Source organism: Microcystis sp. M49636_WE2 (assembly GCF_030065375.1).
GTDB classification, from domain to species: Bacteria; Cyanobacteriota; Cyanobacteriia; order Cyanobacteriales; family Microcystaceae; genus Microcystis; species Microcystis aeruginosa_C.
On sequence record NZ_JASJFG010000085.1, the window covers coordinates 1 to 2,614 of the forward strand.

Annotated in this window: 3 protein-coding genes; 2 read left to right on the forward strand and 1 reads right to left on the reverse strand. The window is 43.5% G+C overall.

Annotated features, from left to right (window positions below):
• On the forward strand, positions 1 to 609 hold a 609-nt coding region (locus PX484_RS02020), incomplete at its 5' end, for a DUF3226 domain-containing protein (RefSeq protein WP_288102729.1).
• A gap of 216 nt (positions 610 to 825) precedes the next feature.
• On the opposite strand, the gene PX484_RS02025 is transcribed toward PX484_RS02020, so the two are convergent.
• Entirely contained in the window at positions 826 to 1,659 is an 834-nt protein-coding gene (locus PX484_RS02025; protein WP_002800587.1) for a photosystem II manganese-stabilizing polypeptide, read from the reverse strand.
• A gap of 408 nt (positions 1,660 to 2,067) precedes the next feature.
• Here PX484_RS02025 and PX484_RS02030 point away from each other — a divergent pair, with 408 nt between their 5' ends.
• On the forward strand, positions 2,068 to 2,412 hold the full coding sequence (locus PX484_RS02030) for a hypothetical protein (RefSeq protein WP_002773423.1): 345 nt from the start codon (positions 2,068 to 2,070) through the stop codon (positions 2,410 to 2,412).
• The last annotated feature ends 202 nt before the right edge of the window (positions 2,413 to 2,614 follow it).

The following is a 2,614-nucleotide window of genomic DNA, read 5'->3' on the forward strand; positions in this document are numbered from 1 at the left end:
ATCAGACTCGATATGCCATCTATTCTTTATACTGAGACTTTATCCGTGGCAATTTATGCCGGGGGTGGCAGTGAATTAATTAAAAATTTAACCAATAAACTTGCCGATATGGATTATAACAATGAATTATCAGCTTTTGCCATTATTGCCGATGCGGATAAAGATAACCCAGCAGAAGTTGCTCGCAAATATCATCAGGGTTTTCGGGAATATTTTCCCGACTTTCCCAGGGTAGTAGCTGCTACGGGAACTATTCAAGAAAACAGACCAAGAGTCGGATTATATATACTGCCTAATAATGTTGATCAAGATGTCTTAGATACCCTACTTTGTGATTGTGGAAAAATCGCCTATCCTGAATATATGAACAGAGCAAAAGCATATATTCAACAATTTTCCGAGGAAGAAATTAGTCAAATTGGCTGGAAACCTTTTGATAAAGAAAAAGCCACTATTGCCGCCATTGCTAGTATTCTTAAACCTGGAAAAACCAACACCGCAACCATTTCCGATGATCGATGGATTAGCGAACAAACTGCAACACAAATACCATCACTACAAAATCTCTTAACTTTCCTGAAACAACTACTCAAAATGGAGTCGATATAATTATATTTATCTGCTGAAAACTTGGGGAGTTACGAACTAATGCTTAATTCTCTCAATATAACTTTTGCCTTTTGCATGAGTGCCTCTTGCCTATTACATTATCTATGTCACAACTAAAGAAAAGTGGTATAACTTAATTGTGTCAAAGCTTAGAAAAAAAGCGAACTTCTCTAGGGAGAAATTCGCCGTAATTTCCAGAAACTCTGAATTTATTAATTAGGCACGAGCTTCGAGACGACCGTAGAAAATGCCGCGAATTTTCACTTCTTCAGCATCTTTTGCCCCTAAATCGGTGTCGGAAGGCTGCTCACTTTCAAAAACACCAGCAAACTCGCCGGTAGAAGCGTCAACTTTAGTTACCTGTAAAGACATAGTACCTTTACCCAGTTCCGTTGCTTTGACGTTAGCGCGTTGGAAATCTTGACTATCAGCACTAGCGGGTAAAGCGACAGCATTATCATAACCCGTCACCACACCCCGACCTTTGGGATCCAAGAAACCAGCGCCACGATAGGAAGGAACTTTAAAGTCGCCTTCAAAATCGGTGGAACTGTTAATCGAGTTAAAGCCGGCTTCGGTTTTGCCGGTGAAACCTTTAATGGTAAAGAAGAGGGGAACTCTTTCACCTCCGGGTAATTGTACGGTAATGGGTTGGAAATCGATACCGTCTTCTTCCTTGAGGGTTAAAACACCGTCTTCACCTACGGTTAAACTCGCTGTCATCTGTTCTAAACTGGTGGTATCTCTGGTTAGGAGTTTACCCTGGATAAAAGTGGCTGCTTCCCGCTTATTAACGGGTTCACCCTTGACAAAATATTCTTGGGGTTCCAAGCATAAATCTGTCACCACATAACTCTCGCCGCGTTCTAAGGGGAGAGTACCCCGGGTGAACTCGGAAATCTGGGGACATTTGTTAGCTAATCCCGTGTTTAAAATTTCATCATAGGTTAGCTCGTTTCTATTCAGGACGGCACTAGGCGCGTCGCTACAAGCTGTCAACACCCCCAAGCACAAGGCTAAAAAGGCAACTAACAAGGCACGAAATCTCATCTATGTCAACCTCTCTTTGTCAATCTTTACAATTACTACCCTTGATCCATAGCCTGATGAATTATCGAATCGGTCGGGCCAATTCACCGAAACTCAGTTTATCAAAGATCCGTGACCATTGAGAAGATGGGGGACAGGGAGAGGAGAGACAGAAGGCAATAGGCAATAGGCAATAGGCAATAGGCAATAGGCAATAGGCAATAGGCAATAGGCAATAGGCAATAGGCAATAGGCAATAGGCAGCTTTGTTCTCCCCACTCCCCACACCCTACACCCTACACCCTACACCCTACACCCTACACCCTACACCCTACACCCTACACCCTCTTTCAAGTCAGAAGGCTCTAAGAAACTCATAGCTGATGACTGATATGATCGGTGTGACTGTTTTCAGGTGCAGAAATTTCGATGAATAGCCGATTGCCGGGAGATAATAGCCAATTAGATAGCCAACTGCATTCCCTTGTAACGACGGTGACAGCGATCGCCGAAGAACAACAGGGAGATTGTAACGGTTTGTTAAGGTTGCTGCGAACTTTAGAAAATTTACATCGGCAAATTCGCGAGCAGATGTTCGAGCCATCTTTACCCAATACTCGTAAGGACTTATACGGATTACTCCGGGATATCGAGGAAACCGGGGGATGGCCCTATATAGAACGGATGAAGTTACAAATGTTAATGGAAAAATTATTAATCAGTGAAGCCGGTGCGCTCGATCCGGCGGCAAAAACCGATGATCGGGAAAAATGAGTGTCCAGAGAGTACGGAGCGGGTTACAGTATTGGGAAAATGGATATTTTAGGGGTAGTTCGTAAATCATGACCACCGTGAACCCGATTAAATTTGGAACCGATGGCTGGCGCGGGATTATCGCCGCCGATTTTACTTTCGATCGAGTCGCTCTGCTCGCTCCCTTGGCGGCTCAGGTTTTAGCGGATAATTATGGTCAGAT